The following is a 21983-nucleotide window of genomic DNA, read 5'->3' on the forward strand; positions in this document are numbered from 1 at the left end:
GGCTGGGGGGCGTGTTCTCGCACGGAGTGTCCGACGTCGACGGCCGTCCGGTGGCCTGGCGTCACCGTCCGGGACCGGGCGCTCCGGTGCTGCTGCTGCACGGCGGGCTGGCGGACGGACGCACCTTCGACCCGATGGCGACGCACCTGTCGCCGGAACTGGAGCTGTGGACGTTCGACCGCCGCGGGCACGGCCGCACCCCGGACTCCCCCGCGCCGTTCTCGTACACCGACATGCTCGCCGAGACCGTGACGGTCCTCGGGCGCGCCGTCGACGCACCCGTGCACCTGGTCGGCCACAGTGACGGTGCCGACCTGGCCCTGCTGCTGGCGGTCACCCACCCGGAGCTCGTGCTGTCGGTGTCGGCGTTCTCGGCGAACCTCGACCCGTCCGGGTACCGGGCCGGCTCGGTGACGGTCGACCAGATGGTGGCGGCGGTCGGGTCGTCGCGGGCCGAGGTGTCCCCCGACGCGCCGGAGCACCTGCCCGTGGTCGTGGCGAAGGTCCTGCACCTCTGGGCCACCGAGCCGACCATGACCGCGGACGACGTCGGACGGATCACGTGCCCGGTGGTCGTCGCGGCGGGCTCGGACGACGTCGTCCTGCCGGAGCACACCGCGGCGATCGCGGCGTCGGTCCCCGGAGCGCAGCTGTCGATCATCCCGGAGACGTCGCACATGGCGATCACCGAGGACCCCGCTGCCTGCGCCTCCCTGGTGACCGCCTGCATCGCACGCGCGGACCGCACCACGGGATAGCACCAGCCCGTGCACCGGCTGGGAAACACGTCAACAAGGTTGTGCACAACTTGGTTGCGTGCAACACTCAAGGCATGCCGGTGACCGACGAGATGGTGTGCTTCTCCCTCTACGCGGCGACCCGTGCCACCACCCAGGCGTACCGCACGATGCTCGAACCCTGGGGCCTGACGTACCCGCAGTACCTGGTCCTGGTGACCCTGTGGGTCGAGGGCGACCAGACCGTGACCAGCCTCGGCGAACACCTGCAGCTCGACTCGGGCACGCTGTCACCCCTGCTCCGCCGCATGGAGCAGGCCGACCTGGTGCAGCGCGAACGTCGCAGCACCGACGAGCGCGTCGTCACCGTGACCACCGGCGAGCGAGGGCGCGCACTGCGTGCCGAACTCGCCGACATCCCCGGTCGGATCGCCGCCGGCACCGGGCTGCCCGACGCCACCGCGGCCTCCGACCTCATCCGCACCCTGCAACGCCTCACCGAGACGATGCACGCCGCCGCCCACCCGGCAGCGGCCGGCGCGGACCACTGACCTCACGAAGGAAAGGAACCACATGGACGTCCTCTACACCGCAGAGGCCCTCGCCACCGGCGAAGGCCGCAACGGCCACGTGACCACCAGCGACGGCACGGTCGACTTCGACCTCGCCATCCCCAAGGAGATGGGCGGCTCCGGCAACGGCGCCAACCCCGAGCAGCTGTTCGCCGCCGGCTACAGCGCCTGCTTCCACTCCGCGCTGCAGGGCGTCGCCCGCGCGCAGAAGGTCAAGATCACCGACTCCTCCGTCGGCGGCCGCGTGCAGATCGGCCCGAACGGCGACGGTGGCTACCAGCTCGCCGTCATGCTCGAGGTCGTCATCCCCGGCATGGACCACGACCAGGCACAGGCCCTGGCGGACGCGGCACACCAGGTGTGCCCGTACTCGAACGCGACGCGCGGCAACATCGACGTCACGATCACCGTCTCGGAGGACTAGTCCATGAGCACCCCCACCACCATGCGCGCCGTCGTCCACCCGGAGTTCGGCGAGCCCGCCGACGTCCTGACCGTCGAGCAGCGCCCCGTCCCCACGCCCGGCCCCGGCCAGGTGCTGGTCCGCACGGTCCTGTCGCCGATCCACAACCACGACCTGTGGACGATCCGCGGCACCTACGGCTTCAAGCCCGAGCTGCCCGCCGCCAGCGGCACCGAGGCACTCGGCGTCGTCGAGGCCCTGGGTGACGGCGTCGACCGCCTGCAGGTCGGCCAGCGCGTCGCCGGTGGCACGTTCGGCGTCTGGGCCGAGTACTACGTCGCCGACGCCGCGGGCCTGGTCCCGGTGCCCGACGCGATGCCCGACGAAGCCGCGTCGCAGCTCGTGTCGATGCCGTTCAGCGCCATCAGCTTGCTGCACTCGCTCGACCTGCACGAGGGCGACTGGATCATCCAGAACGCCGCCAACGGCGCGGTCGGCCGCATGGTCGCGCAGCTCGGCAAGGCCCGCGGCATCAACGTCGTCGGGCTCGTCCGTCGCGCCGAGGGTGTCGAGGAACTGCGCGCCCAGGGCATCGAGCGCATCGTCGCCACCGACGCCCCCGACTGGCAGGACCAGGTCACCGCGATCACCGGTGGCGCCCCGATCATCGCGGGCGTCGAGTCCGTCGGTGGCAAGGCCGCCGGCGACATCGCCTCGGTGATGGGCGAGAACGGCACGCTCGTCGTGTTCGGCGCGATGGCGTCGCCGACGCTCGAGATCCCGTCCGGCAAGGTCATCTTCGGCCAGCTGACCGTCAAGGGCTTCTGGGGCGCCGTGGTCAGCCGCACGATGTCCGCTGAGCTCAAGGGCCAGCTGTTCGGTGAGCTCATCACCCGCGTGCTCGACGGCTCGCTGACGCTCCCCGTGTCGGAGACCTTCGTCTTCGAGGACGCTCGCGACGCCGCTCGCGCCAGCGACACCGCCGGCCGTGTCGGCAAGGTGCTCCTGCGCCCGTAGCGCGACCAGGAGACGGACGGAAGGCCCGGTGCCAGCTGGCACCGGGCCTCCTGTCCGTCTAGGTCGTGACCGGCACCAGGGCGCGCAGCGCGTCGGCCGGTCCGAGCCAGCCGACCGGCCTGCCGGTCGCGTCGACCACGGGCAGGCCGCCGGTCTCGGTGGCCCCCACCACCTCGGTGACGACGTCCTGCACCACCGTGGTCGCCGGGACCGCCCACACGTCGGCCACCACCTCGGTGGCCGGGCGCCGGGCGAAGTCCTGGTCGCCGAGGACCGCGTCGCCGATCGACCGCGCCGACACGACGCCCGCGAACCCGCCGTCGGCATCCACCAGCACGACCGGGTCGCCGTCGTGGTCCTCGAGCACCTCGAGCGCCTGCGCCGCCGTCGCCGTGGACGGCAGCACCGGGCCGAGCGGCCGTGCCGCTGCACCTGCTGTGGCTCCGGTCCGCGACGGCGCAGGCGCGGCAGAATCCGTCAGGTCGACCCCGCGCCGGCTGAGCTTGAGCGTGTAGATGGTGTCCCGCGACAGGACCTTCGACACGGCCGTCGCGATGACGACCGCGACGACGATCGGCAGCAGCAGCGCGGTGGCACCGGTCAGCTCGAACAGCATGATCCCCGCGGTGATCGGCGCCCGGGTCGACCCGGCGAACACCGCGGCCATGCCGACCACGGCGAAGGCACCGACCTGGCCGCGCATCGCCGGGTCGATCGCCGCGGCGACCTCACCGAAGCCCGCCCCGGTCATGGCACCGACGAACAGCGACGGCGCGAACACCCCGCCGGAGCCGCCGATGCCGAGCGTCAGCGACGTCGCGAGCACCTTCCCCACGACCAGCACCGCCAGGAACCCGATCGCGTACTGCCCCGCGACGCCCCGTTCGAGCACGGGGTAGCCGACGCCGTACAGCTGCGGCAGGACGAGCAGCAGCGCGCCGAGCACCACGCCGCCGACGACGGGACGCAGCCACTCCGGACCGCGTGTCGCCGTCCACAACAGGTCGCACGCGTCCTCGACCAGGTACAGCACCCGGGTGAAGCCGATGCCGATCATGCCGGCCACCAGCCCGAGCAGCGCGAACAGCAGGTACTCCGGCGGCGTGACGCCTCCGATGGACGGCAGGTGCAGGAACGCCGTGTCGCCGAACGCCGCACGCCCGATGAGCGCCGCCGTCACGCTCGCGATCGCCACTGCGCCGAAGGACGTGGGCGTGAAGTCGCGGAGCAGGAGTTCGAGCGCGAAGAACACCCCGGCGACGGGTGCGTTGAACGTCGCGGAGATGCCGCCGGCCGCACCGCACGCCACCAGCGTGCGCAGCCGGACCTCGGGCATCCGCATCCACCGGCCGATCGTCGATCCGAGCGCGGAACCGATCTGGATGATGGGGCCCTCGCGCCCGACCGATCCCCCGGCGCCGATGCAGATCGCACTCGCCAGGGCCTTCACCACGGCGACGCTCCCCCGGATACGGCCGCCGTTCCGCGCGATCGCGAACATCACCTCGGGGACGCCGTGGCCCCGCGCCTCACGGGCGAAGCGCTGGATGAGTGGCCCGTACAGCAGCCCACCGACCGCGGGTGCGAGCACGACGAACCCGGCACCGAGCCACGGCACCCACGGGTTCGCGGGGTGTCCGGTCACGGCGGAGTAGTCGGCGTGTCCGCTGAACAGCCAGGTCGCGTGCTCGATCAGCCAGCGGAACGCGACGGCGGCGAGCCCCGCCCCGGCGCCGATCACCAGGGCGGGCAGGGCGAGCCGCACGGCGGCACCGCCGAACCGGGTGCTCGCGATGTGCAGGTGCCGATGGGTTGCGGTGCGCGTGGACACGGTCCTCCAGAGTCGGTTGCATGAACACAATGATTGTACTCATGCAACCGATGCTGTCGGTGTGGTCAGCCCCCGAACGCCGAGATCTCCTCGGGCAGCGGCTCGTTCATGGCGCGCCGCAGGGCAGCCATGCCCACGACCACGGCGGCACGCTCGTCGGTGGGGACGCGTGCCAGCACGGTCGCGAGTTCCCGACGCCGCCGGACGGTGACCTCGTCGACCAGCGCCCGACCCCGCTCGGTGGCCGCTATGAGGACTTCGCGACGGCTCTCCTCGCCGGGACGCCGCTCCACCCAGCCACCGGACACCAGCCGGTCGACGTTGCGGGTGAGCGTCGAGGGCCCGACGGCCAGGCGTTCGGCCAGGTCGCCGGACCGCGTCGGGCCGAGGGTCGACACCAGGACGATGAGGCGGAACTGCGGCACGGTGACGTCCTCGAGCGCGGGTGCCAACGACCGCGCCACGACGCCGAGCAGGCCGCGTGACGCGGCGAGCAGCTCGTCGGTGCCGTCGGGTGCAGAGTCTTCCATGACTCCATCCTGTCGGACGCGCCCCCGCCCGGTGCCAGGGGCAACGGACAAGGGCGCGTCAGGGGGTCGGGATCCGGCCGGCGGCCACCGGCGTCAGGCGCGGCGCCCGTGCTTGTCGACCGTGAAGATGTTGCCCGTGGTGACGCCTTCCTCGACCTGTTCGAGCGTGCGACCGCGGCTCTCGGGCACGAACTTCCAGATGAAGAACAGGGCCAGCAGTCCGACGATGCCGAACCCGAAGAACGTGCCGGTGATGCCCGTCGCGGCGACGATCGTGGGGAAGTACAGCCCCAGGAAGGCGTTCGCGATCCACAGGCAGAACACCGCGATGCCCATGCCGAGCGCACGGATCTGCGTCGGGAAGATCTCGGACAGCACGACCCAGACCGCGATGTTCAGGAACGTCTGCATCGACCCGACGAACGCGACGACCAGGAACAGGATCACCCACGGACGTGCCGCGTTGCCCTCGGGCAGCGCGACCGAGGCGATGCCGATCAGGAAGTGGCAGATCGTCGTCAGGGTGAACCCGATGATGAGCGTCGTGCGGCGGTTGATCCGCTCCATGTTGGCGATGGCGATCACGCCACCGATGACCGCGATGACACCGGGCGCGATGTTGGCGATGAGCGCCGCCGAGGCCTGGAACCCGGACTCGATCAGCACGGTCTGGCCGTAGTACATGATCGAGTTGATGCCGGTCAGCTGCTGTGCGACCCCCAGTCCCGCGCCGATGAGCACGATCCGGATGAGCCACTTGTTGCCCAGCAGGACCCGCCAGCCGCGCTCGCGCTGCACCGTGGCCTCGAACGCGGTGGTGCGCTTGATGTCGTCGAGCTCGGCGACGGCACGCTCGTCCGTCCGGATCTGCCGGAGGATCGCGAGCGCCTCGTCGTTGCGGCCCTTCGACGCCAGCCAGCGCGGCGACTCCGGCACCCGGAGCATGCCGACGAACAGGGCGACGGCGGGCAGGGCACACACGGCGAGCATGATGCGCCAGACGCCGTTGCCCTCGCCCCACAGGTTGCCGATGACGGCGTTGACCAGGAACGCGGCGAGCTGACCGATGACGATCATCAGTTCGTTGCGGCCGGACAGCGACCCGCGGATCTCGTAGGGCGCCAGTTCGGCCAGGAACACGGGCACCACCGTCGATGCACCGCCCACCGCCAGCCCGAGCAGCACGCGGCCGACGACGATCACGGCGAACGTCGGCGAGAAGACGCAGATGAGCGTGCCCACGAAGAACGTCACGGCGAGCGCGATGATCGTCCTGCGGCGACCCCACCCATCGGCGATGCGGCCACCGAGCATGGCGCCGATCGCCGCACCGAACAGCAGCGAGCTGGTGACGACCCCCTCGGTCAGGTTGGTCAGGCCGAGCTCCTGCTTCATCGGCAGGAGTGCGCCGTTGATCACCCCGGTGTCGTACCCGAAGAGCAGACCGCCGAAGGTGGCCACCAGCGCGAGGACGCCCAGGCGGCGGCGGTGGGCTCCCGTGCCGAGCGGCGGCAGTGCGGCACTCGTCGTTGCCGGCTTGATGTCGACCATGTGCGGTGACTCCTTCGTCCGTGATCACGCGTCGGTGCGTGCTGCCGATGGTAGTCGGAAACTTTGTCCTGTCAATCGGTCATGGTCATCGCAGGCGTGATGGAGCGATCCACGAAAGCCCTGATCATCCAGGGGTCGATCCGGTCAGTCCCCGTCGGCCTGCTCGCCGAGCACATCGCCCAGCCGCGTCATGTCGGCGCCGTGGTCGGTGTACCGCCGGACGGTGCGCCGCGCTGCCGTGCTGGCGGCGCCGCTCAGGTTCGCGTTCCGCCGCGCGGCGTCGGCGACCCGTCCCGCGTGACTCGCGGTGGAGAGCACGACGTTCGCCAGCGCTCGTCCGGCACCCGGATCGGGGACCCCTGCGACGGACCACGCGGCACGGACCTGCTCGTCCGGGCTGACGCCGCGGCGGGTGCCCATCCGGTGCCAGTCGGAGGCCATGGCGCCCTCGGTCCGGTCGGCGGCGCGTGCGGACTCGTCGACACGGCTGTGGTCCTGGGGCGCCGATGCGGCTGCGTCGGCGCGGTCGCGGGCGGCGGAGTCGTCACCGCCGGCAGCGGCGATGCGGGCGGCGTGGGCGGCGGCCGCCGCGGCGAGGATCTCGGACCTGTCCATGGGTCGACCGTACCGCTCGCGTCCGACGCCACCGCGCGCCTCCTGGCGGCTCAGCTGGCCAGGTGGGCGGTCAGGACGTCCTCGACGCTCGTCCACGCGTGCGGCCCGTAGCGGTCGTTCTGCACGTGGTGCAGCTCGGCCTCGCCGCTGAACATGCTGACGAAGTACTGCATCCCCTGCCACGCGGGGAAGGGCTCGTCCGTGGGCTTCGACAGGCGCCGGCCCACCCGTGCCATGGCGGAGAGGGTGCCCGCGGTACCGGCCCACTGCAGGCGGAAGGGCGTCCCCGTCAGTCGGGACATCGTCTCGGCGATGCTGCGCGAGGTGACCCGGTCCCCGGCGACCTCGACGACCCTGGGGGCATCGGCATCCAGGGCGACCTGCGCCGTCAGCCACGCCACGTCGTCCTTCGTCGTGAAGTCGAGCACCTGGTCCGCCGACGACCAGAACAGCACGCGCTGGCGGTCGAACAGGATCAGCGGCGCCTGCCCGGTCAGCATGTCCGCGAACGCCCCGTTGAGCACCGACGTCGCCCGGAGCGGCGCAGCGTCGACGTCGGCGGCGAACTCGCGGCGCAGCTCGAAGTTGCGGTTCGACCCGGGCGTGATCGAGCGGTAGTCGGCGGCGTAGTCGGACGGGACGAACCGGGGCACCCCCGCGTCGACCGCGGCGGCCAGCAGGGCCCGTTGCGCATCGACGATCACCGGGCGGGTCCCACTGACCGCGGAGACGACGACGTCGGCCCCCTGGACCGCTCGCCGCAGCGCCGCCGGGTCGTCGTAGGCGGCGGTGACGGACTCGACCCGGTCGTCGACCGAGGGGCTGCTCCCCCGGCTCAGCGCGCGGAGGTGGACGTCGTCGTGGTCGAGCAGGGCGTGGACGATGCGGCTCCCGAGGTCTCCGGTGGCGCCGGCGACGAGGACGGTGGTGGTCATGTCCTCGACACTACGGACGCCCGGCCCGCGGGGGTTCAGCGCGCGGCTGTTCCCACACCGCTCGCCACGAGAAGCGGGATCGCGCATGGTGGGTCGGAAGGAACGACCACCAACTCGCGGTTCGACCTGCTCTGCACGGATCGGCCGCTTACCCGTGGGCAGCGGCCAGGCGGCGCAGACCCTCGTCGATCGACACCGACGGCGCCCACCCCAGGTCCTGCCGGGTCCGGCGCTGGTCGAACCAGTGCGACGTGGACAGCTGCTCGGCCAGGAACCGTGTCATCGGCGGCTCGTCCGCTCCGGGTCGCACCCGCCAGACGGCCTCGACGAGCGACCCGGCAGCGCGCGCGACCCCGGCCGGCACGTGCCACCGCGGCGACGGCACGCCCGATGCCCGGCAGATGCCGTCGAGCAGGTCGGCGACGGGCCGCGGCTCGCCGTTCGTGACGACGTAGGCGTTGCCGTGCACGCCGTCCGAGGCGGCCCGTGCCAGCGCGGCGACCATGGCCGAGGCGGCGTTGTCGACGTAGCAGGAGTCGATCAGCGCGGCGCCGGAGTCGAGCAGCGGCAGGCGACCACGTCGGGCCCGGTCGACGATCCGACCGACCAGCTGCGTGTCGCCAGGCCCCCACACCAGGTGCGGCCGGACGGCGACGACGGCGAACCCCGGGGCGTCGGCGGCCAGTGCGAGCAGCTCGGCCTCGGCCTTGGTACGGGCGTAGTCCCCGCGGGCGTGTGCCGGATCGGCCGGTGTGGCCGCGGCACCCGCGATCGAGGAGCCGGTGTGGGCGACCGACGGCGAGGACACGAACGCGACGCGCTCGACCCCGGCGGCACGGGCGGCGGCGAGCAGGGTGCGCGTGCCGTCGACGTTCACCCGGACGAAGTCGGCGGGATCGCCCGCGAGCGAGACCTTCGCGGCGAGGTGCACGACCGCCTGCACCCCCTCGACGGCCCGGGCGACCGCGGCGGCGTCCGTCATCGTCCCCAGCACGTCGGTCACGCCCGCGACGCCGGACGGACGCCGCTGGAACGTCCGGACGTCGTGCCCGGCGTCGCGAACCGCCGCAGCAACGGCCCGTCCGAGGAACCCACTGGCACCTGTGACCAGCACGCGCTGTCCGATCACGGGCGGGTCATCCGGCCGCCACCCAGCACGCTCGACGCCCAGCGGGACAGGCGTGCACGGTCGACCTTGGAGTTGTGGCGGATGTCGGTCGGCAGCACCGGGACGACCAGCACGGCGGCGACGGGCACTCCGGCAGCCGCACGGACGGCGGCAGCGAGTGCAGCGGGTGCGAGCGCCGGACGGCGGACGGGTGGCACGGCCTCGACGACCGCGACGACCTGCTGCGTGCCGGCGGGACCGATCCCGGCGACACCGACGCGGCCGACCGCGGCGACCTGCTCGATGCGTTGCTCGGGCCCGACCGGCGTGACGACACCCGCGGGTGTGGTGACGACGTGCTGCAGGCGGCCCTCGACCCAGAGCTGGCCCGAGGCGTCCAGGTGCCCGACGTCGCCCGTGCGGTGCGCGCGGGGGTCGTCGAGACCCCGACGCGACGCCCGGTTCGTGCGCCACAGCCGGTCGTAGCGGTCGCGCACGTGCGGTGCGGCGACGACGATCTCGCCCGTGACTCCTGGCTCGGTGGTCAGCTCGTCCGACGGCACTCCCGACGCGGACAACGGCGCGATGCGGACGTCGACCCCGCGCGCGGGCCGTCCCACGCAGACCCCGCCGACGCGCGACACCGCGGACGCAGCAGCCTGCACGGCGTCCAGGTCGACGTCGGTCATCAGCAGGCCCTCGGTCATGCCGTACGGCGTGTGGGCGGAGGCGTTCGGCATGAGCTCGGTCGCGGCGGCCAGCAGCGTCGCGGACACCGGTGCCCCCGCGGACAGGAACAGGCGGACCCGCGACAGCGCGGCACGGTCGGCGTCGGTCAGCGCGTCAGCTGTCGCCACGACGTTCGCCAGTGCCGCCGGCGACAGGAACACCACGGTGGCATCGGCTGCCGCGACCGACGCGGCGACCGCGCGGGCCGTCAGCGTACGCGGTGCGGTGACGTCCATGTCCGGTGCGACCGAGCGGGCGCCGAGCGCGGGACCGAGCAGCGCGAACGGGGCGAACCCGGCGACGAGTCCGGTGCCGACGCCGACGTCGTACTGGCCGGCCAAGACGTCGCGGACGGCACCGAGCTGGCCGTGCGTGTAGACGACCCCCTTGGCCGGTCCGGTCGATCCGCTCGTGAACAGGACGGCGGCCGGGGTGCTCGACGCCGGCGCATCGGGCAGCGCGGTTCCGGCCGCCAGGCGACGCGCACCACGACGGGCGACGGACGCGAGCGTGTGCTCGACCCGCAGGGCGGCACGCACGGGTGCGGGCAGCGCGAGGGTCGCGATGCGTCGCCCCGGCCAGCCGAGCGCACGGGCTGCGGCCAGGCCGGGCAGCGCCCCGATGACCCAGTCCGGCCGAGCGCCCTTGACGGCGCGCGTGAGTCCGCGCAGGCCGAGCCCGGCGTCCGCCACGACGACGGTCGCGCCGATCCGGATGCTGGCGTACAGCGCAGCGGTCAGGTCGGCGCCGGGCGTCACCAGCAGCGAGACCCGGTCCCCCGGGCCGACGCCGACGTCCAGGAGCCCGGCAGCGACCTCGTCGATCCGTCGGGCCAGCAGGCGCCAGCTGATCGTGCGGGTGCCGCCCGGGGCGGCCATCTCGACCAGCGCCGGCTCGTCCGAGTCCCGCAGGTCCTCGAGCGCGGCCCAGAGCGGGCGGCTCGCGTCGGCGGGTGCTGATCCGGCAGCCGGGAGGCCCGGCTCGACTCTGGCAGGCACGTGGCCGTCCGGCAGGCGGTCGCCCAGCCAGTCGAGGACCGTGCCGGCGACGTCGGCGTCCTCGGGCAGCAGGTGGCCGGCGCCCTCGAAGCGGTGGACGTCGGCGTGCGGCAGCCGCGCGGCCAGGTCGTCCAGGTAGCGCTCGAGGAACACGGGGTCGCGCGGACCCCACAGCAGCAGCGCGGGGACGTCGAGCCGGGCGACCCCGGCCGAGATCCGGTCGAGCTCGGGAGCGCTGGCATGGGCGGCATCGACGGGGATGTCCGCGACGAACCCGCCGATCCCCCCACGACGCGCCGCCCCGCGGTACGGCGCGCGGAAGCCGCCAGCCACGGCCCGGTCGAGCTTCGGGTGCGCGATGGCCAGCGTCGTCTCGAGGAACGCCGGCGTGACCACCGTCGCGCGGCCGAGCAGCTGGGGTCGGAGCGCGAGCCGGAGCGGCGCCGGGATCGGTGCGTCGGACGGCTGGTGCACGGCGGTGTTGCACGTCGCGACGCCCACCACCAGGTCGGGGTGGTCGACGGCCCAGCCGAGCGACACGACACCGCCCCAGTCGTGCCCGAGGGTGACGACGGCTCCGGTGAGCCCGAGTTCGTCGGTCAGGGCGCCCAGGTCGGCGACGCGCTGGGGCAGCCCCCGGGCGACCCCGGTGCGCTCCGAGAAGCCCATGTCGAGCTGGTCGACGGCGATCACGCGCCAGGCGGGCCCACCGGCCGCTGCCACCGCGAGCGAGGTGCGGAGCACCGACCGCCACAGGTACGACCAGGTCGGGTTGCCGTGCACGCACAGCAGCGTGCCGACCGGTTCCACGCCGATCGCGGCCAGGGAGCCGGCCGTGTCGAGGAGGTGCCAGGTGCGCGCGGCGTGATCCGCGCCTCCTGGCTGTTCGCCTGCCGGCACCGTGACCAGGCGCGACCATGCCGGGTCGAGTCCGGGCAGCGAGGACGGCAGCGTGGCCGGAGCGGTGCTCGCGGCGACGCGGGGCAGCCCAGAGGTCACCAGCGGAGTTCCATCATCGCCGTGTTGATGCCGGAGCCCACGCCGCCCAGGAACACGCGGTCGCCGGGACGGATGCGGCCGGCGGCGGCCTCGTCGGCCAGGGTGATCGGGATCGACGCGGGGCCGACGTTGCCGAAGCGCTCGTACGTCGTGGGGACCTTGTCGCGCGGCACACCGATGGCCTCGACGAAGGCGTTCGTGTGCACGTCGGAGACCTGGTGCAGGACGTAGCGGTCCATGTCGGCCCAGTCGAAGTGCGAGCGCGCTTCGTTCCAGGCGGCGACCACCAGTTCCATGCCGCCCTTCAGCAGCATCTTGGCGTCGGTGAACATGCCGTCCACGCTGCCGACGCACAGGTCGTACCACTGGGTCGCCGCGCGGGTGACGCCGCCGACGATCCGGTGTCCGCCCGGGTGCATGTCCGCCGGGCCGAGCACGGCCGCGGCAGCGCCGGAGCCGAGCGTCAGGCTGGCGAACTCGCTCATGAAGTCCTTGCGGTTGCGGCCGCCCTGGTTCAGCCGCTCGATGGTGTTGAGCTGCACCTGGTCGGCGTCCTCGCCGTCGACGACGAGCGCGTACTTGATCTGCCCGGAGTCGATCATGCCCGCGGCCACGCTCATCGCGTTGACGAAGCCCAGGCAGGCGTTCGCGATGTCGAAGTTGATCGCGGACGACGGCAGGCCCAGGCCGTGGTGCAGGCGCACGGCCACCGAGGGCTCGAGGTGCGGACGCGTGACGGACGTGTTGATGAGCAGGCCGACGTCCTCGGGGCGGATGCCGGCTTCGGCCATCGCGCGGCGCCCGGCATCGATGGCGGCGTCCTGGAAGGACTGCCCCTCGCCCCAGTTGCGACGCTCCTTCACCCCGGCCACGCGTTCGAGCAGCCCCATCGGCAGGCGCAGGCGACGGAGCACACCGCGGAGCTTCTCCTCGATGTCCGCAGAGGTCGTCACACGCTCAGCCACGGTGGTCGCGACCGAGAGCAGGGCGACGTTGTCGTGCTTGGCCGTCGCGTTGCCCGGGCGCTCGGTTTCGCTGCTCGTCGCCTGGTCGACCGGCCGTTCCGTCATGATCGTCACCGATACATACTTCCGCATCCGGGCTGGATGCGCGATCCGGATGCGCTGTGCGACGCTCCACGACGGCGCTCGAGCGGGCGTCCCGCGTCCGCGTGGGCCGTTGGACACAGTCCGATCACGCCGCTCCAGCCGCGAGGATCCGTCCGTTACGCTGCCGATCCGAGGGGGCATGACCGTGCACAGAGGACTCGCGATCGGACTGGTCGTCGTGGCAGCAGTGGGGCTGTCGGGGTGTTCGTTGCTCCGCGGCGACTCGGGTGGGCTGCCCGCGCCGTCGCGCTCGGCCTCGGCCACGCCGACAGCGTCCCCGTCGGCCCCGGCGACGTCGGATGCCGACAGCGAGGCGGAACGGCTGCGCGAGTCCGCCTCACCGCGGCCGCCCACCGCCGCACCCTCGCAGGCGTCGATGCCCGCACCGACGATCTCGACGATCCCGGACGGCACCGTGCTGGCCGAGGCGGACGTCACCTCGCCGAAGGGCAGCGTGCACTTCCACTACCGCGTCGTCGCTGCCGGGGACTCGTACGCGATCGAGTACTCCGGGTTCACCTCGACCCTGCCGGTCCCCGTCGGCGTGATGCTCATCGACAAGGCGCCCGCGGTCGGGGACGGCATCACCGCGCACGGCGTCGGCGACCACCAGCTCGGCGGCCCGACCACCACGCCCGCGCCCACCGCGTCGACCCCGCTGACCGGCTCGTCGTACGACCCGTCGTGGCTCGGCACGATCGTGACGTACTCCGACGCATCGAGCGACCCGTCGATCCCGGTCGAGATCGGCCCGGGCAAGGTGCTGTCGGTCAACAGCGTGCGGTGGTCCGTACCGGCACGCACGACGAACGTGCACCCGGTCGACGGTGGCGCCCGGTCCGGGGCGAACGGGACGGTGTCCGCGACGACCGCCTCGGGTGCACCGGCGTCCTACGTGATCGCGCCCGACGACCTGATCGCGAACGTCGCCGACCGCTTCGGGATCTCCGTCGAAGCACTGATCTGGCTCGACCCGGACCTGCGGGTGTACGGCGACCAGCAGTGGCTCTACGAGGGCACGACGATCAACCTGGACCCGGTCCGGCGCTGACGCGCAGCCCCGACCGGCGCTGACCGGCGCTGACACGCGGCACCGACCGGCGCTGACGATCGTCAGCGCCGGTCGGTGCAGGTGCTACTTCCGCAGCTCGAGGTACTTCGCGATGAGCGCCCTGGTGGACGAGTCCTGCGTCTCGAGCACCGACTGGTCGCCGTCGACCGCGGGGGCGATCTGCAGCGCCAGCTGCTTGCCGAGCTCGACGCCCCACTGGTCGAACGAGTCGATGCCCCAGATGGTGCCCTCGGTGAACACGATGTGCTCGTACAGCGCGATGAGCTGCCCCACGACGCTCGGCGTGAGCTCGGGCGCCAGGATCGACGTCGACGGCTTGTTGCCCGTGAAGGTGCGGGCCGCGACGATCGCGTCGTCCGTGGTGCCCTCGGCGCGGACCTCGTCGGCGGTCTTGCCGAACGCCAGCGCCTTGGTCTGCGCGAAGAAGTTCGCCAGGAACAGGTTGTGGACGTCCTGCCCGGGCTCGACCGCCCCGCCGTCGCCGGTCTCGTCCTTGAGCGGACGGGCCGGGTTGGCGACCGTGATGAAGTCGGCGGGGATCAGGCGCGTGCCCTGGTGGATGAGCTGGTAGAACGCGTGCTGGCCGTTCGTGCCGGGCTCGCCCCAGAAGACCTCGCCGGTGTCCGTCGTGACGGGTGAGCCGTCCCAGCGGACGCGCTTGCCGTTCGACTCCATGGTGAGCTGCTGCAGGTACGCAGCGAAGCGGTGCAGGTACTGCGTGTACGGCAGGACCGCGTGGCTCTGGGCCCCCAGGAAGTTCGAGTACCAGACGTTGAGCAGGCCCATCAGCACGGGGACGTTCTGCGCGAGCGGGGTGGTGCGCATGTGCTCGTCGATGGTGTGGAACCCGGCCAGGAACTGCTTCCAGTTGTCCGGGCCGATCGCGATGACGACGCTCGTGCCGATCGCGGAGTCGACCGAGTAGCGGCCGCCCACCCAGTCCCAGAACCCGAAGGCGTTCTCGGGGTCGATGCCGAACGCGGCGACCTTGTCGAGCGCGGTCGAGACGGCGACGAAGTGCTTGGCGACGGCGTCGTTCTTGGCGTCGTCCGTGGCGTCGGTGAGCGACAGCCCCTCCCACAGCCACTGGCGCGCCAGCCGGGCGTTCGTCAGGGTCTCGAGCGTGCCGAAGGTCTTCGACGCGACGATGAACAGCGTGGTCTCGGGGTCGAGGTCGACGGTCTTCTCGTAGATGTCCGACGGGTCGATGTTCGACACGAACCGGGCCTCGATGCCGGCCTGCACGTACGGCTTCAGTGCTTCGTAGACCATGACCGGGCCGAGGTCCGAGCCACCGATGCCGATGTTGACGACGGTCTCGATGCGCTTGCCGGTGACGCCGGTCCACGCGCCCGAGCGGACCTTGTCCGCGAAGGCGTAGACCTTGTCGAGCGTGGCGTGCACGTCGGCGTCGACGTCCTGCCCGTCCACGACGAAGCCCTTCGCCGGTACGAGGTCGCCCTCGGCCGGACGACGCAGCGCGGTGTGCAGCACGGCGCGGTCCTCGGTGGCGTTGATGTGCTCGCCCGAGATCATCGCCTGGTAGCGCTCGGCGACACCGGCGTCCTGGGCGAGCTGCAGCAGCGCGTCGAGGATCTCCTTCGTGACCAGGCCCTTCGACAGGTCGACGGTCAGGTCACCGGCCTGGAAGGTGTACTGCTCGGCGCGGCCCGGGTCGCTGTCGAACCATCCGCGCAGGTCTGGGGAGAAGCCGTCGGCGATGCCGGCGAGGGTCTTCCACGCTTCGGTCGATGTGGGGTCGACGGGTGCGGTTTCGGTCACTTCGGTCCTCCTGAACGCTGAGTGCGACTGGTCCGCGGACCTCCGCAACGCTGCGACGCGGGCCGCATCCGAGCGTAGTGCTGTTCCGGTCAGCGCGTTGCCGGGCAGCAGCCTGGAGGCGCGGCGCACGTGACCGGCACAGGTCACGTCAGCAGGGCCTCCAGGACGTCCGCCAGGGGTGCGTCTGCCGCAGCCCGCCAGGAGCGGCCGGCCCACAGGTGGAGCGACTGCGCGTCGCCCGCCGCCGCGGCCGCGGTCCGGATCGGCCGGGTCAGGTGGTGCAGCGCCGGGTAGCCGAGCGGTGCGTCCTCGTGTTCGCGCACGAAGCGGTTCACGAGCGCGCGCGCCGGGCGCCCCGTGAAGGCGCGGGTCAGCGCGGTCCGGTCGAACACGGGATCGACCAGCGCATCCCGGTGGGTCTGTCCGGTGCCGGCCTCGTGCGTGCGGAGCACCAGCGTGCCCACCATGGCCGCGTCGGCACCCGCCATCCGGACGGCCTCGACGTCGGCGGCGCTGCCGATGCCCCCGGCGGCGATGACGGGCAGCTCGACCGCGTGCCGGATGGCCCGGACCAGGTCGGGCAGTGGCTCCCAGACAGGTGCGGACGCCGGATCGAGCACGGCGGAGTGTCCGCCGGCGGCCTCGCCCTGCACGACCAGCACGTCCACGCCGCGTTCGGCTGCCGCGAGCGCCTCGGCCCGGTTCGTGACCGACTGCATCGTGATCGTCTCGCGCTTCCGGAACTCCCACACCAGGTCGGCGTCGGGCAGCCCGAACGTGAACGACACGACCGGCACCGGGTCGTCCAGCAGCAGCGCGACCTTGTCGGTCCAGGCGTCGTCGTCCTCGCGCTGGTCGGGCAGCCCCTCGACGCCGAGCGACGCCCGGTACCGCTCGTAGTCGGCGGGGTCGATCGGCACCGGGTTCGGGGCGAACAGGTTCACGCCGAAGCGGTCCGTCCCCGTCCGGACCTCGGCGATCTGCGCGGCGAGGTCGTCCGGCGTGCGGTAGCCCGCCGCCAGCTGGGCGAAGTGGCCCGCGCGGGCGGCGGCCACGACGAGCGCGGGGGTGCTCGGTCCACCCGCCATCGGGGCGACGTGGACGGGACTGCGGAGCGGCTCGGGGAGGTCGGTCACCCCTCGATCCTGCACCGGCGCAGGTCTCACTGCTCCGGCAGGTGCTCCTTCGGCAGCTTCCTGAGCTTGGCGCGGCGCTTGCGACGCTCGGGGATCATCGAGCGCATCTCCTCGAGCTTGCCGAAGCACAGCAGGCGGTCCCCTGGTTCGAGCGCGACACCGCTGCGCGGGTTCGGGATGACGCTCGACCCGCGGTGCAACGTGAGCACGGTGATGTCCCGGTCCCAGAGCCCGGACTCCTTGATGGTCTTGCCCACCAGGTCGGCGTTCGTGTGCACCAGGAGCTCGGCGACGCCGTAGCCCGTCGACACCGACAGGCGCTGCCGGACGTCGATCTCGGGGAAGGCGACCTGGTTGGCGATGAAGTCGATGATCGCACCGGCGATGTCGAGGCCCGTCGCGCGCTCGATGCCCTCGAGGCCCGGTGACGAGTTGACCTCCATCACGAGCGGACCGTCGTTGCCCTCGAGCATGTCCACCCCGGCCACGCGCAGCCCCATGATCTGCGCCGACCGCACCGCTGCCTCTTCGTACTCGGGCGTGAGCGTCACGGCTTCGACGGTGCCGCCGCGGTGCACGTTCGACCGGAACTCGTCGCCCGAGGCGCTGCGGCGCATCGCGGCCACCACCCGGTCGCCGACGACGAGCGCGCGGATGTCCTTGCCGCGGCTCTCGGAGATGAAGCTCTGGATGAGCACGTTCTGCTTGGTGGAGTGCAGGGTCTCGACGATGGACTCGGCGACCTTGGCCTCGGGCGCCAGGATCACGCCGATGCCCTGCGTGCCCTCGAGCAGCTTGATGACGACCGGCGCTCCACCGACCCGCTCGATCGCCCCGCGGACGTCCGCCCGGCCCGCGACGAAGGTGGTGGCGGGCATGCCGATGTCGTGCCGCGACAGGATCTGGTTCGCGCGGAGCTTGTCGCGGGAGTTCGTGATGCCGTTGGCGGTGTTGGGCGTGTACACGTCCATCTGCTCGAACTGCCGCACCACCGCGGTGCCGTAGTACGTGATCGAGTTGCCGATGCGCGGCAGGATCGCGTCGTAGTCCGAGATGAGCTTGCCGCGGTACTGCAGGTCCGGCGCATCGCCCGTCAGGTCGATGGCGAAGCGCAGCGTGTTGAGGACCTTCACCTCGTGGCCACGGTCGAGCGCGGCGGCACGGAGCCGCTCGGTCGAGTACGCCTGCGGGGCACGCGACAGGATGGCGAGTTTCATCGGGGAGGCTCCGCTGATCGAGGGCTGGCGACGGCGACGCTCCATGCTGGCAGACGGACGGCGCACCACGCGCGCCGTCCTGCCAGGATGGGCACATGTCCGACGATCCGAAGCGCCCCGCGCGCACCCCGATCGTCGCCGGGTGGCGGGAGTGGGCCGGACTGCCCGACCTCGGCATCCCGTGGATCAAGGTCAAGCTCGACACCGGTGCGCGGACCTCGGCGCTGCACGCGTTCGACCTCGAGGAGCTGCCCGGCGACCGGGTGCGGTTCTCGGTGCACCCCTGGCAGGAGTCCGACGCCGACCCGACGACGGTCGAGTGCGGCGTGCACGACCGCCGGGTGGTCCGCAGCTCGTCGGGCCACACACAGGAACGCATCGTCGTGCTGACGGCCATCGAACTCGCCGGCCGGACCGTGCAGGCCGAGGTGACACTGAGCAACCGCGACCAGATGGGCTTCCGGATGCTCATCGGCCGCGAGGCGCTGCGCCAGGGGTTCGTCGTGGACCCGGCCCGGTCGTTCCAGGCCGGCCGCGCGCCGAAGGAGATCCGACGCCGCAACCGGGGTCGGATCTGACCGCTCGACGACACGCGGTGGTCACGGATCGGTCACGACGTGTCAGGACCGGTGCTTCCTCGACACTTCTGGGGTGAGAGGGGGCACCGTGGAACCGACCGACACCGATGCCGACGCCGACGCCGCACTCACGCGGCGCATGGCATCCGGCGACACCGGGGCGTTGGCTGACGCCTTCGACCGCTTCGCACCGACGCTCACCCGCTACGCGTGGGCACTGGCTGGCAGCAAGCAGGACGTCGAGGAGCTCGTCCAGGACTCGTTCCTGACGCTCTGGCAGAAGGCCGCCGACATCGACCTGCCGACCGGCACGCTGCTGCCGTGGCTGCTGGTCGTCTGCCGCAACCACGCCCGCAACCAGGCCCGACGCACCGCGAAGAACGCCGGCGACGAGCTCCCCGCCGAACTCGCAGCACCCACCGACGCCGACGAGGCCCGCGAACGACTCCGCTGGGTCCGCGACGAGATCGCAGCACTGCCGGAGACCGACCGCCGGATCTGCGAACTCTGCCTGCTCGAAGGGCACTCCTACTCCGAAGCCGCCACGATGCTCGGCCTGAGCGTCGGCGCGGTCACCCAGCGCGTCTCACGCTCCCGCGCGCGACTGAAGAAGGCGGTGACGCACGATGAACACTGAACCTCCCACCGGAGACGACCTGCAACAGATGCTCGTCTCGATGAAGCGCGAAGTCCTGACGCGTGCCGACCAGCAGCGCCCCGCCCCCAGGCGCCGTGCACGTCGCGCCGGACTCGTCATCGGCGTCATCGCGGTCCTGGGCATCGGCGCCACCAGCGGTGGCGTCGCGCTCGGCATGATCCCGCAGCCCTTCGCCGCAGCACCCGCACCGACCCCGGAGTCGACCACCGTCGAACCGTCGGAGACACCGAGCGAGTCGTCGGCCCCGGTCGTCGAGCAGCCGACCAGCACCCCCACGCCGACACCGACCCGCAGGCCCTTCTCGGCGAACGACCCGACCACCTGGACGATCAGCTTCGACGAGGTCGGCCCGGTCGCGCTCGGAGGGGCGGTTGCCAGCGAACTCGACGACCTCGAGCCGGCGTTCACGGTGGATCCGAACTCCCTGTGCCCGAACCCCGACGTGTACTTCTACGACAACGGCGCGCAGCAGTCCCTCATCGTCTCCGCGGTCGACGGGAAGGTGTTCGGGATCACCGTGGGCGGGAACGAGCAACCCGGACAACCCCTCGGGACCGGGCCCACCACAGCCCAGGGGCTGGGCGTCGGCAGCACGCTCCCGCAGCTCCAGGCCGCGTACCCGGACCTGGAACGCATGCCCACCACGCTGGCGTACGGCCTGCCGGAGTGGACGGTCTCCGACGGCAGCCGCCACATCACCTTCGTGCTGTCGAGCGAGGACGGCCCCGTGAAGACGGTCTGGGTGAGCACCAACCCGAACCCGCCGTACGAGTACTGCGGCTGAGATCCACGCGCTCGCGTGAACTGACCGGCTGTGGGGGGCGGCCAGTGCACACGGGTGCGTCGGGACGCCAGGCGCGGTGCTGGCCCGCACCGCGCCTGGCGTCCGGTGGGTCTGGACACCACCACACGGCGCGAGCAGGATGGGCCGAACCGACTCAGGGAGATGGTGCCTCGTGCAGTTCCTCGTCAACGTCATCGACACCGGCCAGGCCGCCGCCGCCGGCCGGACCGACTCGGCGACCGCGGCCGAGCACGACGCGGTCGACGCCCTCAACCAGCGGCTGCAGGCCGAGGGTCGCATCCTGTTCGCCGGCGGGCTGACCGCTCCCGGTGACGCCGTCGTGATCGATGCGCGGGGCGACTCCGCCGCGGTCAGCGAGGGATCGTTGTTCGGCGACGACCAGTACGTCGCGGGGTTCTGGGTGCTCGACCTGCCCGACGTCGCAACGGCACGCCGCATCGCGGGCGAGGCCTCGGTGGCCTGCAACCGCACGATCGAGCTGCGCGCGCTGCAGGGCTGAACCTGCGAAGTGGCCGGGCACGTCGCGGCAGCGCGTGACGATCATCGATCCAGGTGCGTCCCGTTGGTGGGCGCACCGCTCGTGCCCGCGAGCACACTGCTCGCGCCCCCGACAGGAGTGACCATGACGAACACCGACCACGACGACCAGGCGACCGGCAGGTCCTCGTTCCGCGACACCATGACCGCCGGGCTGGTGCAGAAGGCCCTGGAGCCCGTGCTGCGCGCCGTCCGCGACGAGGTGGCGTCAGCGCGACGCGAGGTCAGCGAGCGCGCCAGCGGCGCCAAGAACGGCCTGGTGCTCACGGGTGTCGCCGCGGCCTTCGCGCTCACGACGCTCATCGCCCTGGCTGGCTTCGTCGTCGCGCTGCTGGCCCTGGCCCTGCCCGTGTGGGCGGCGGCGGGCATCACGTTCGCTGGCTTCGCGGTCATCACCGCGATCCTGCTGGCCGTCGGCATCCGCGGCATCCGTCGGGGCATCCCGCCGGTACCGAAGGACACCATGCGCTCGGCCCGCGACCGGGTCACGCACCGGGACGGCGAGCGCACCGGGAGCTGACGCAGCAGATGGTCGGCTCGCGCGGAGCGTGGTCGGCTGACGCAGGGCGTGGTCGGCTCGCGTGGAGCGTCCTCAGCGAGCGGTGGCGCCGAACAGAGCGCTGAGGAACCCGAAGCGTCCGCGCGGTCGGATCGTCTGCACGGTGCGGGTGGGTGCCGGGAACGCGACGTCGTGCAGGTTGTTGCGCTTCGAGCCGTCCCAGTTCGCGAACAGGTAGGCGCTGCCGAGCACCGACAGGCTGCGGACGGGCGCCCGGCGCCAGTCGCCGGCGCGGACGAAGTACCCGGAGTGGCCGGAGTGGATGTTCCGGATCACGGTGTCGACGTCGATGACGCCCGTCTCGGTGATGACGGCGGTGATGCCCGTGCGGTCTCGGGCGACGTACTCGATGATGTGTTCGGGCATGCTGCGTTCACGGTCGGGTGCCATGTCCGGACGCCTGGTGGTGGGGCCTGGCGGGGGACTCTGCCGGAACCGTCGTTGCTTCCTCGATCAGGATACGACGACGACGTGGATCCAGCACCAGGATGGCCAGAGAGAGCAG

The 21983-nt window shown here is 72.2% G+C and carries 22 protein-coding genes; 10 read left to right on the top strand and 12 right to left on the bottom strand.

Annotation, left to right across the window (positions count from 1 at the left end; genetic code table 11):
• Nucleotides 1-11 precede the first annotated feature (11 nt).
• The 4 genes from MT346_RS09050 (at nt 12) to MT346_RS09065 (ending at nt 2729) form a co-directional block, all read left to right on the top strand.
• The gene (locus MT346_RS09050) at nt 12-758 is read left to right on the top strand and encodes an alpha/beta fold hydrolase (protein WP_243562690.1); all 747 of its coding nucleotides are present in this window, start codon (nt 12-14) and stop codon (nt 756-758) included.
• Nucleotides 759-832: 74 nt separating this feature from the next.
• On the top strand, nt 833-1288 hold the full coding sequence (locus MT346_RS09055; RefSeq protein WP_243562692.1) for a MarR family winged helix-turn-helix transcriptional regulator: 456 nt from the start codon (nt 833-835) through the stop codon (nt 1286-1288).
• Between the two features lie 22 nt (nt 1289-1310).
• Entirely contained in the window at nt 1311-1733 is a 423-nt protein-coding gene (locus MT346_RS09060; protein ID WP_243562693.1) for an organic hydroperoxide resistance protein, read from the top strand.
• Between the two features lie 21 nt (nt 1734-1754).
• Nucleotides 1755-2729, top strand: coding sequence for a zinc-binding dehydrogenase (locus MT346_RS09065; RefSeq protein WP_243562801.1), 975 nt, complete (start codon nt 1755-1757; stop codon nt 2727-2729).
• Nucleotides 2730-2787: 58 nt separating this feature from the next.
• Here MT346_RS09065 and MT346_RS09070 read toward each other — a convergent pair whose 3' ends face one another.
• The 8 genes from MT346_RS09070 to MT346_RS09105 all read right to left on the bottom strand — a co-directional run bounded on the left by MT346_RS09070 (nt 2788) and on the right by MT346_RS09105 (nt 13095).
• Nucleotides 2788-4560 carry a chloride channel protein gene (locus tag MT346_RS09070; protein WP_243562694.1) on the bottom strand — a complete coding sequence of 591 codons (1773 nt, stop codon included), beginning with the start codon at nt 4558-4560 and terminating at the stop codon, nt 2788-2790.
• A gap of 65 nt (nt 4561-4625) precedes the next feature.
• Nucleotides 4626-5090 (bottom strand): MarR family winged helix-turn-helix transcriptional regulator, encoded by a 465-nt coding sequence (locus MT346_RS09075; protein ID WP_243562695.1) that lies wholly within the window; start codon nt 5088-5090, stop codon nt 4626-4628.
• Between the two features lie 93 nt (nt 5091-5183).
• Nucleotides 5184-6641 carry a sugar porter family MFS transporter gene (locus MT346_RS09080; protein ID WP_243562696.1) on the bottom strand — a complete coding sequence of 486 codons (1458 nt, stop codon included), beginning with the start codon at nt 6639-6641 and terminating at the stop codon, nt 5184-5186.
• 144 nt (nt 6642-6785) lie between these two features.
• Nucleotides 6786-7256, bottom strand: a complete 471-nt coding sequence (locus tag MT346_RS09085) for a hypothetical protein (protein ID WP_243562697.1) — start codon at nt 7254-7256, stop codon at nt 6786-6788.
• Nucleotides 7257-7306: 50 nt separating this feature from the next.
• Nucleotides 7307-8191, bottom strand: a complete 885-nt coding sequence (locus MT346_RS09090) for an NmrA family NAD(P)-binding protein (protein ID WP_243562698.1) — start codon at nt 8189-8191, stop codon at nt 7307-7309.
• 148 nt (nt 8192-8339) lie between these two features.
• Nucleotides 8340-9320, bottom strand: a complete 981-nt coding sequence (locus MT346_RS09095; protein ID WP_243562700.1) for an NAD-dependent epimerase/dehydratase family protein — start codon at nt 9318-9320, stop codon at nt 8340-8342.
• Complete coding sequence (locus MT346_RS09100; RefSeq protein ID WP_243562701.1) at nt 9317-12025, bottom strand: alpha/beta fold hydrolase; 2709 nt, start codon at nt 12023-12025, stop codon at nt 9317-9319. The genes MT346_RS09095 and MT346_RS09100 overlap by 4 nt, the downstream gene beginning before the upstream one ends.
• On the bottom strand, nt 12022-13095 hold the full coding sequence (locus MT346_RS09105; RefSeq protein ID WP_243562802.1) for a 3-oxoacyl-ACP synthase III: 1074 nt from the start codon (nt 13093-13095) through the stop codon (nt 12022-12024). Before MT346_RS09105 ends, MT346_RS09100 begins: the two co-directional genes overlap by 4 nt.
• Before the next feature lie 178 nt (nt 13096-13273).
• On the opposite strand from MT346_RS09105, the gene MT346_RS09110 reads away from it, so the two are divergent.
• Entirely contained in the window at nt 13274-14185 is a 912-nt protein-coding gene (locus tag MT346_RS09110) for a LysM domain-containing protein (RefSeq protein ID WP_243562703.1), read from the top strand.
• Nucleotides 14186-14269: 84 nt separating this feature from the next.
• Here the strand turns inward: MT346_RS09110 and pgi are convergent, their stop codons facing one another.
• The 3 genes from pgi to rimK form a co-directional block, all read right to left on the bottom strand.
• Nucleotides 14270-15988 (bottom strand): glucose-6-phosphate isomerase, encoded by a 1719-nt coding sequence (gene pgi, locus MT346_RS09115; protein ID WP_243562705.1) that lies wholly within the window; start codon nt 15986-15988, stop codon nt 14270-14272.
• A gap of 143 nt (nt 15989-16131) precedes the next feature.
• Nucleotides 16132-17124, bottom strand: coding sequence for a nitronate monooxygenase (locus MT346_RS09120; protein ID WP_243562707.1), 993 nt, complete (start codon nt 17122-17124; stop codon nt 16132-16134).
• A 26-nt stretch (nt 17125-17150) separates the two neighbouring features.
• Entirely contained in the window at nt 17151-18341 is a 1191-nt protein-coding gene (gene rimK, locus MT346_RS09125) for a 30S ribosomal protein S6--L-glutamate ligase (protein WP_243562709.1), read from the bottom strand.
• Between the two features lie 95 nt (nt 18342-18436).
• Here rimK and MT346_RS09130 point away from each other — a divergent pair, with 95 nt between their 5' ends.
• The 5 genes from MT346_RS09130 to MT346_RS09150 all read left to right on the top strand — a co-directional run bounded on the left by MT346_RS09130 (nt 18437) and on the right by MT346_RS09150 (nt 21439).
• Entirely contained in the window at nt 18437-18919 is a 483-nt protein-coding gene (locus MT346_RS09130; protein ID WP_243562710.1) for a RimK/LysX family protein, read from the top strand.
• Nucleotides 18920-19007: 88 nt separating this feature from the next.
• Nucleotides 19008-19556 carry an RNA polymerase sigma factor gene (locus tag MT346_RS09135; protein ID WP_243562712.1) on the top strand — a complete coding sequence of 183 codons (549 nt, stop codon included), beginning with the start codon at nt 19008-19010 and terminating at the stop codon, nt 19554-19556.
• Nucleotides 19546-20361 (top strand): hypothetical protein, encoded by an 816-nt coding sequence (locus MT346_RS09140; RefSeq protein WP_243562713.1) that lies wholly within the window; start codon nt 19546-19548, stop codon nt 20359-20361. The genes MT346_RS09135 and MT346_RS09140 overlap by 11 nt, the downstream gene beginning before the upstream one ends.
• A gap of 172 nt (nt 20362-20533) precedes the next feature.
• Complete coding sequence (locus MT346_RS09145; protein WP_243562715.1) at nt 20534-20881, top strand: YciI family protein; 348 nt, start codon at nt 20534-20536, stop codon at nt 20879-20881.
• Between the two features lie 123 nt (nt 20882-21004).
• On the top strand, nt 21005-21439 hold the full coding sequence (locus tag MT346_RS09150) for a phage holin family protein (protein WP_243562717.1): 435 nt from the start codon (nt 21005-21007) through the stop codon (nt 21437-21439).
• Nucleotides 21440-21511: 72 nt separating this feature from the next.
• Here MT346_RS09150 and MT346_RS09155 read toward each other — a convergent pair whose 3' ends face one another.
• The gene (locus tag MT346_RS09155; RefSeq protein ID WP_243562719.1) at nt 21512-21868 is read right to left on the bottom strand and encodes a hypothetical protein; all 357 of its coding nucleotides are present in this window, start codon (nt 21866-21868) and stop codon (nt 21512-21514) included.
• Nucleotides 21869-21983: the final 115 nt, after the last annotated feature.

The sequence above is a fragment of the Curtobacterium sp. VKM Ac-2922 genome (assembly GCF_022815645.1).
GTDB lineage: Bacteria > Actinomycetota > Actinomycetes > Actinomycetales > Microbacteriaceae > Curtobacterium.

Excerpts from the sequence above, each read along its gene's own strand:
- rimK (WP_243562709.1), bottom strand. The coding sequence starts at position 18,341 with ATGAAACTCGCCATCCTGTCGCGTGCCCCGCAGGCGTACTCGACCGAG.
- MT346_RS09140 (WP_243562713.1), top strand. The coding sequence starts at position 19,546 with ATGAACACTGAACCTCCCACCGGAGACGACCTGCAACAGATGCTCGTC.
- MT346_RS09085 (WP_243562697.1), bottom strand. The coding sequence starts at position 7,256 with ATGGACAGGTCCGAGATCCTCGCCGCGGCGGCCGCCGCCCACGCCGCC.
- MT346_RS09055 (WP_243562692.1), top strand. The coding sequence starts at position 833 with ATGCCGGTGACCGACGAGATGGTGTGCTTCTCCCTCTACGCGGCGACC.
- MT346_RS09065 (WP_243562801.1), top strand. The coding sequence starts at position 1,755 with ATGCGCGCCGTCGTCCACCCGGAGTTCGGCGAGCCCGCCGACGTCCTG.
- MT346_RS09105 (WP_243562802.1), bottom strand. The coding sequence starts at position 13,095 with ATGACGGAACGGCCGGTCGACCAGGCGACGAGCAGCGAAACCGAGCGC.
- MT346_RS09060 (WP_243562693.1), top strand. The coding sequence starts at position 1,311 with ATGGACGTCCTCTACACCGCAGAGGCCCTCGCCACCGGCGAAGGCCGC.
- MT346_RS09110 (WP_243562703.1), top strand. The coding sequence starts at position 13,274 with ATGACCGTGCACAGAGGACTCGCGATCGGACTGGTCGTCGTGGCAGCA.
- MT346_RS09130 (WP_243562710.1), top strand. The coding sequence starts at position 18,437 with ATGTCCGACGATCCGAAGCGCCCCGCGCGCACCCCGATCGTCGCCGGG.
- MT346_RS09090 (WP_243562698.1), bottom strand. The coding sequence starts at position 8,191 with ATGACCACCACCGTCCTCGTCGCCGGCGCCACCGGAGACCTCGGGAGC.
- MT346_RS09155 (WP_243562719.1), bottom strand. The coding sequence starts at position 21,868 with ATGGCACCCGACCGTGAACGCAGCATGCCCGAACACATCATCGAGTAC.
- MT346_RS09080 (WP_243562696.1), bottom strand. The coding sequence starts at position 6,641 with ATGGTCGACATCAAGCCGGCAACGACGAGTGCCGCACTGCCGCCGCTC.
- MT346_RS09150 (WP_243562717.1), top strand. The coding sequence starts at position 21,005 with ATGACGAACACCGACCACGACGACCAGGCGACCGGCAGGTCCTCGTTC.
- MT346_RS09075 (WP_243562695.1), bottom strand. The coding sequence starts at position 5,090 with ATGGAAGACTCTGCACCCGACGGCACCGACGAGCTGCTCGCCGCGTCA.